Source organism: Blautia sp. OF03-15BH, from assembly GCF_003463065.1.
GTDB lineage: Bacteria > Bacillota > Clostridia > Lachnospirales > Lachnospiraceae > Limivivens.
Map to the genome: position 1 here is coordinate 290,003 of NZ_QSCM01000003.1, position 6,540 is coordinate 296,542.

The window sequence follows — 6,540 nt, forward strand, 5'->3', positions numbered from 1 at the left end:
TTTCAAAAGTTGATCTTTACAATCTGCATCTTCATCATTCCGTCACCGACCCTGGCGAGAAAACGGAAAAAGCCGCTGACGGACGGGTCGCGAAGATCGTTGTATCCCAGCATATAGCCGCGGCTGGTGACCTTCAGACGGCTGTTCCACGGGGAAATCTCCTTTTGTGCGTCCGAAACCGCAAAATATGCGCCGACATCCTTGATTTTCGCGCTTTTGAGCCATGTTTTTGCAATCATCTTCACCGCCGTCCGATTTGCAGCGTCAAACACCAGCACGCTGCCCGGAAAAGCGTCTGCCATTTGCTGTACCAGCGCCTTGACCTGCTCAGTCAAAAAGTAGTAGAACACCCCGGAGGAAAAGAATACCGCGCCGTTTGAAGAGTCAATTTTTCTAAACCATTCGGTATTGTTCAAATCGCATGGGATATTTTCCTCACGCTCCCCGGCGGGTAAAAGCTCGTTACGCACGGCTATGACATCGGGAAAGTCCAGATTGTAAATTTTACAGCTGCCGTTGTCGCAGCTTCTTCCAGTGCTGTCCAGCCCGCAGCCAAGATTGACCACCGCCGCATTGGGGTGAGATTTCAGATAATCCCGCACCTCAAAAGCAAGGTCATTCTGCCGCATGGCCACCTCCAGTGAACCGAAACGCTGCATCAGGCCGCGGGAGTTTTTCTCCGCCTCTGAAAAATCGTAGTCGATCTCGTCAATCAGGCGAACCGCTGTTTCGTCCCGGTAGAGATTCGGGTATAGTTCTGAGCAGACCTTCCGCGCATACAGTGGAATGATCAGCGTCTCCTGTACGGTGTTTTTCTCGATTTTGTATTTCATGAGTATCACTCACTTTCTGATAAATGGCAGTTCCGGCATACAGTCACGCTCGGCGATGTGTGCCAGCATTTCGGCGAACCCCTTTGGATCGCGAATCTGATATTGCATGTGATTGTATCCCTCAAACACGGGATAATGGCCGCAGGGGTAGGCTTCCATCACTGCTTGACGGTATTTGAAATGATCTTCTATACTGCCAAACTCGAAATAGGTATGTTTTTGCAATTCTTTTGAAAGCGGCGGAAAGGGTTTATCCTCCAGACTGTCCGAAATCTGCCGTCGCAAATTTGTATAGGTCAGATTTTTCCCTGCGTCTATAAAATACAACTTTATGGAATCGTCGTCACACCACAGTATCTTTTTCAGCGTACCGCCCTTCGACCAATATAGGCTCTTGATGGCAAAATACAGAAACGGCGTCATGATACGGCGCGTGCCCTTTCCGATTTGGGCGAACTGCCCGCCGTCAAAGAAAGCGTGCTCCACGGGCAGCTTCGTCTGCGTCAGAAACGCCATGGCAAGGTCTGCACCGATGGAAGAAGCGACCACCATCGCCAGCCGCTCCACGCCCTGTCGATGCAGAAAGTCCTCCACCTGCCGTATTTCGTCCTGCTTGCTGACATATTTCTGCCCCTCGCAGTAAACGGTGGAGGTGGGCAAGATGCAGAAATATCGATCCTGCAAATACCTCGCAATCGGTTCGCTGCTCGCTCCTGTCACACCCATTGCATGAAAGAACAGCACGGCAGGATTCCTCCTGTCGCCATATGTTTGAAACAGCATTTCTATCACCTCATATTTTCATAAAAAGCATCATAATCGCCGCCAGTGCTGCCGAAATGACCGCCATACCAATTGTGCCGAACAGCCACTTTTTGCCCTTATCCTTGGCTGTAATGTAGGGTTTCAGGTCTTCCGTCCCCGGAATTTCCCATGCGTTCGTATGTCCTACCCAATAGCCGTCAACCCAAAATCGGTCTATGAGATTCATAACGGACAGTATGACCAGCAGCTGCCAAAAGCCCTGAACGAAGCCCTTTGCGCCGTTGAGCGCATAGACGCAGACCAGCACATAGGCGATGTATCCGGGGACGCAGACAGCTTTGAAAATCAAAGCATTTCGCTTGATTTTCGCGTGTGTTGTAAGTCCCAGCGTTACGCACCGCTCCTGCACCTCCTGGCTGTAAAGATGCACCATGCCCACCGCGCCCTTGCGGATACCGATGGCGCAAACCAAAATGAGCAGAACGCCCAGCCCGATGCCTTCCAAAATCACCTGTAAAAGCATTACCGATTCCTCCTGAAGCCCGCCTCATCCCGATATTCGGGATGTTCCTTTACATACGGGTCCTGGTCGCCGCAGATGGTATAGTCGCACCGGCAGCCGTTCACGCAGGTGTTCGTCCGTATAAGCCTTGCATGGAGCAGCTCCATAGACGCAAAGTCCACATTGCACAGGGCGGGCATGATGTCCGTAAGACCGTGCCGGATGGCGAACTCCGCCGCCGGACACGACGTAAACTCATAATAAATAGGCTTGCCGTTTTCGTAAGGCGCAACCGACATCTCGTAATCGTGCCATTTGTCGCAGCCGCTTTTCGCACGAACAAACGCCCTGTACATCAGCTTCCTCCAGAACGGCTTGTTGCAGTCCACGAATTTCAGCTTGCGGAAGGTCGGCAGGATCAGATTTTCCTCCATCTCTTCAATTTCACGGAACGAAGTAATTGCTTTGCAGACCACATAATAGCTCATGATGGCGATGCAGTCGTAGGTGCCGCCTACGCCGTTGTGGAAGTTCTTTTTGCCGCCAAAATCGATGCGCCAGTCGGAGAGAAAGACCGTGTACTGCCGCTGCACCTTTTCCCATACTGTCTCCCGCTCCGCTTCCGGATAGTGCAGGGCGATTTTCGCCAGTATTTCCTTTTTGCAGGGCTTGGAATACAGCACATGGCAGCTGCGGTCAATTTGTAATTCGCTGTCCTTCATCTTCCCACGCCTTTCAGAAAACCGCTCTTTGCATTTTCTTCGGTGTCGTCCGATTCGTCGTAGGCATCATAGGGTACCGACGGGTCGTGTACCCGTTTCTTGAATGGCGAACAGAGCTTGTCCTTATGGGCAAAAGCAAATTCCAAATTGTCCGTCCATCCCGTGTGACCGGTGATGAAATACGGATGCAGACCACGGGCGCGCAGTTTCCGTTCCAGCTCCGCCAGTGACTGCACAGCCAGCTTATTATCCTCTGCCAGAGAGGAAATAAAGCTATATCCGCCGTCCGCACCGAACCATAGCGTGTCGCCGGTGAACAGATACTTATCGTCAATGAGATATACCATGTGCCCCCAGGTATGACCGGGGACAAGGAAGCATTCGATTTTGATGCCGCCAATATCGAAAACCTCGCCGTCATGCAACAGTACCTTTTCGTTGTGGATCGTGACCTGCGGCAGCTTGTACAGGCGATAGATCACCTTGCGGCGCACTTCGCCGGTCAGATAGCGGTTCTCAACCTCGCCGATGTAGAGCTTTGCGTCCCGGAATAGTCCCGGACTGTCGGCCTCCACTGCACCCACATGGTCAGTGTCCTGATGCGTGATGAGGATGTGCCGGATGGAATGCGGGTCGATACCGAGCCAGCTCATTTTCTCCGCCAGACGGTCATAGTTGTATCCGGCATCAATCATAATGGTGGTATCACCCTTGCGGTAGAAAAAGATATTTGCCACCCACTCTCGCACACAAGCGACATTTTCATCGATCCAGCCGGTGTTCAAAGGCTTAAAGATCTCCTTGCCCCGATACATCCGGCTCATTGCTTTTCTTTGAAATTCCGTTGCTTTTTTCGACATGATCGCACCTCATTTCTGTGCTGTGACACACAGCCAGCCCTTTTTATTTTTGTGACTCTGAACCCTGCCAAAGCCTGCTTGCTCCAGATACACTTTCAGATCAGCATCCGTATAGATGGTCATACCGTTAATGATTCGCGTCCATTTGTCGTCTTTTGCTGTTTCGCCGTTTGCTTCGTTACAGATGAAAAAAGTCCCGCCGGGCTTCAGCACCCGATAGACCTCTCTGAAATTTTGCGCAAGCTCCGGCCAGAAATAGACCGTTTCAAATGCGGTCACTACATCAAACTGCTCCGCTTCAAACGGCAACTCTGCTACACTTGCCTGCTGCACAGTACACTGCCCTGCTGCAATGGCACCTGCATTGACCTTTCGCGCTTTTTCTACACTGACTGCCGAATAGTCGATGCCCTGCACCTTGCCCTTGGGACACAGCTTCAGCAGCGTTTTGATGTTCGCTCCACCGCCGCAGCCGCAGTCCAGCACCATGGCATCCGGGACAGGCTGCAAAAAATGCAATCCCCACGCTGCCATTGCGCTGTGCCCAAAGTTCATCATAGCAACCATGATCTTCCCGCTAAAGCCTACGGGCTTGCGGGTGTTTTCAAAGAAGGACATATCACACCTCCGATTTCACACATTCCGTATAGGTCAGCGGAAAAGAGGCCTTTAGAACAACACTTTTTCGCACTGTCCAATCATTCTGTTGCAGAAATTTTAGGTATTCTTCACTCGTCCACTTGCTGTGGAGCGGAAAGCCTGCCAGATTCATGAAAAAGGCTTTGACCTTGCCGGGAAATGAGTTTTCTGCGTGCGTAAAGGTAGGCGCGATCAGCACACCGTCATCCTTCAGCACCCGTTTGATCTCTCGCAGTGATTTTTCTGGCCGAGGCACAATGTGCAGTGCGTTTGATACGATTACCACATCGAATGATTTGCTCGCGTATGGCAGAGAAAACATATCCTGCACGGAAAAACGCAGCTTCGCAGAGTAATTCCCCCGTTTGGCCTCTGTAATCATTTCCGGAGAGGCATCCGTCGCCTCGATGTGTGCCGCTGCTTTTACGATGTGCTTGGCGATCAGTCCCGTTCCGGTAGCAACCTCCAGCACTGTTTTGTCTTTCACGACCGGACGGATCAGCTCATACATTTTCTCGTATACTGCCCTGTCTTTTCGCATAAAGCAGTCATACAGACCTGCATTTCTGTCCCAGAAATTCTTGTGTTCTCGCATTGCTGTCTCTCCTTTTTGTGGTTAGATTTATCCAACCAGCACACGCACATTGACAAGTTAGGTTCGATTAACTCATGTATTTAGGAAAAGCCGCATTTCTGCGGCCTTTCGGCTTATACAAATAGCTTGCTGCAAGCATCACACATCTGTATTTTCAGCCACTGAGGATAACGCCTCTCGATCTACTCCTTATGGAAACAGCCAAAATCTATTTTCACACCATTGCGGTGACTTTTGCCTTCTTATCCATATTATATCATGCTCACTTCTTTTTTTGCAATGGTATAGTATCTCTATTTTGTCATTTCCAAACGCAGAGCACGATTAGATTTTCTTCGCAATCGTAGACAGATCCGAAATAATGCTCAGAAGATCATTTTTGACTTCCTCTTTGCTTGGCTCGCTGCCCATCAGAAGATAATCTGTGCTGACATGGAGGATGCAGGACAGTTCGATCAGCAAATCAATGGAGCAGCTGCGCTCTCCATTCTCCATGCGGCTGACATGCTGCTTGCTTGCCAGTCCCAGTCGAACCGCCAGTTTCTCCTGCGTAATGCCACGGGAAGTGCGAACATCGTGAAGTCTCTTACCATTGTGATTGACCTCCTTTTTTGATTTTGGGGATAAAAAAAGACCGCCGACTTTGTACGCACACGGCGCAGGTCAACGGTCTGTTTTTCGGGATTCATTTTTTTCAAACTTGCTGGAAGTTTTGCATACGTTATTCTTCTAATATTTTTGTAGGGTTCGCATCCGTTACAAATATCATACTATCATAAAGCACCGCAGGAGGTTGAAACATTCGATAACTTGGAGGAAGAAGTCGCATAATGATTGAGTAGCTTTCTCCAAGTGTTCCCATATAGGTGTATTCAGAAGCCTGCCTACCCAGTTCAGAATTTTCCGGGACTTTAGTAAAATCCAACCAACAAATATCAAATCCCGCCAGTTTTGCCGCCTTTGCTAAAGGGTCATGGGAATAAAACACCTGAATTGTACGCTTTTCAGGCGAACGGGTCGGCATATTGCAATGGGTTTTATAAAAATCGGTACCAATGACATAGTAACCGTTTGCTGCGTCCTTGGAAAGAAGTTTACCCATCGAGTCAGAACTGCCCCATTTTGCGATATGGCTGTTGTGACCTGTCACAAAGATTTTTTCATGCCCATTTCGCTGCTCCTGCTGTAAAATCCACTGTACATTTTCTGCCATAAATTGATCTCTTAATGTAGCACCATCAGCATTTGTCAGAGTTTGAAGCTCGGAATGCTGCATTAAAATATCTACAAAGTGAATTGCATTTCCCGAACCGTTCTTGCTTTCCAATTCTTCAGAGATAGAAAATTGCTTTGATATGAATTGTCCTTTCATTTGTGCAAGGGTAAGGAACGAAGTAATGCTTGACCAAAAAATGTAAACTGTCAACATCGGAATTATGTCTTGCCGTACAACGCCTTTTCCTTGTCCATTTTCAATAAATATAGCAAGTGTGGTATTGATTTCCTTTCCAAATAACAAAAAATGATTAGGGCAATCCGAAACTCAATCGTCTATTTTTCATAGAGAACACTGGCCGTCCTCATAGCGTTATTCTATTTTCATCATGCGGTAGCCCACACCAAT

The 6,540-nt window shown here is 48.9% G+C and carries 8 protein-coding genes and 1 pseudogene; all 9 read right to left on the reverse strand.

Annotation, left to right across the window (positions count from 1 at the left end; translation table 11 throughout):
* Nucleotides 1-2: 2 nt before the first annotated feature.
* Nucleotides 3-833 carry a class I SAM-dependent methyltransferase gene (locus tag DXA57_RS05625; RefSeq protein WP_117765443.1) on the reverse strand — a complete coding sequence of 277 codons (831 nt, stop codon included), beginning with the start codon at nt 831-833 and terminating at the stop codon, nt 3-5.
* 9 nt (nt 834-842) lie between these two features.
* Nucleotides 843-1,616, reverse strand: coding sequence for an alpha/beta fold hydrolase (locus DXA57_RS05630; RefSeq protein ID WP_117765445.1), 774 nt, complete (start codon nt 1,614-1,616; stop codon nt 843-845).
* 10 nt (nt 1,617-1,626) lie between these two features.
* Nucleotides 1,627-2,121, reverse strand: coding sequence for a hypothetical protein (locus tag DXA57_RS05635; RefSeq protein ID WP_114000343.1), 495 nt, complete (start codon nt 2,119-2,121; stop codon nt 1,627-1,629).
* Nucleotides 2,121-2,822: an L-2-amino-thiazoline-4-carboxylic acid hydrolase gene (locus DXA57_RS05640; protein WP_117765447.1), complete on the reverse strand. Its 702-nt coding sequence runs from the start codon at nt 2,820-2,822 to the stop codon at nt 2,121-2,123. Before DXA57_RS05640 ends, DXA57_RS05635 begins: the two co-directional genes overlap by 1 nt.
* Complete coding sequence (locus DXA57_RS05645) at nt 2,819-3,682, reverse strand: MBL fold metallo-hydrolase (protein ID WP_117765449.1); 864 nt, start codon at nt 3,680-3,682, stop codon at nt 2,819-2,821. Before DXA57_RS05645 ends, DXA57_RS05640 begins: the two co-directional genes overlap by 4 nt.
* Before the next feature lie 9 nt (nt 3,683-3,691).
* Complete coding sequence (locus tag DXA57_RS05650; protein ID WP_117765451.1) at nt 3,692-4,300, reverse strand: class I SAM-dependent methyltransferase; 609 nt, start codon at nt 4,298-4,300, stop codon at nt 3,692-3,694.
* Between the two features lies 1 nt (nt 4,301).
* On the reverse strand, nt 4,302-4,916 hold the full coding sequence (locus DXA57_RS05655; protein WP_117765453.1) for a class I SAM-dependent methyltransferase: 615 nt from the start codon (nt 4,914-4,916) through the stop codon (nt 4,302-4,304).
* Nucleotides 4,917-5,240: 324 nt separating this feature from the next.
* Nucleotides 5,241-5,495: pseudogene (locus DXA57_RS05660) on the reverse strand (helix-turn-helix domain-containing protein); the annotation flags it as partial.
* Between the two features lie 142 nt (nt 5,496-5,637).
* Nucleotides 5,638-6,435: an erythromycin esterase family protein gene (locus DXA57_RS05665; RefSeq protein ID WP_243005717.1), complete on the reverse strand. Its 798-nt coding sequence runs from the start codon at nt 6,433-6,435 to the stop codon at nt 5,638-5,640.
* Nucleotides 6,436-6,540 lie beyond the last annotated feature (105 nt).

What these genes read in the sequence shown, in the direction of transcription:
- DXA57_RS05630 (WP_117765445.1), bottom strand. Translation starts at nt 1,616, where the DNA reads ATGCTGTTTCAAACATATGGCGACAGGAGGAATCCTGCCGTGCTGTTC.
- DXA57_RS05625 (WP_117765443.1), bottom strand. Translation starts at nt 833, where the DNA reads ATGAAATACAAAATCGAGAAAAACACCGTACAGGAGACGCTGATCATT.
- DXA57_RS05635 (WP_114000343.1), bottom strand. Translation starts at nt 2,121, where the DNA reads ATGCTTTTACAGGTGATTTTGGAAGGCATCGGGCTGGGCGTTCTGCTC.
- DXA57_RS05650 (WP_117765451.1), bottom strand. Translation starts at nt 4,300, where the DNA reads ATGTCCTTCTTTGAAAACACCCGCAAGCCCGTAGGCTTTAGCGGGAAG.
- DXA57_RS05655 (WP_117765453.1), bottom strand. Translation starts at nt 4,916, where the DNA reads ATGCGAGAACACAAGAATTTCTGGGACAGAAATGCAGGTCTGTATGAC.
- DXA57_RS05640 (WP_117765447.1), bottom strand. Translation starts at nt 2,822, where the DNA reads ATGAAGGACAGCGAATTACAAATTGACCGCAGCTGCCATGTGCTGTAT.
- DXA57_RS05645 (WP_117765449.1), bottom strand. Translation starts at nt 3,682, where the DNA reads ATGTCGAAAAAAGCAACGGAATTTCAAAGAAAAGCAATGAGCCGGATG.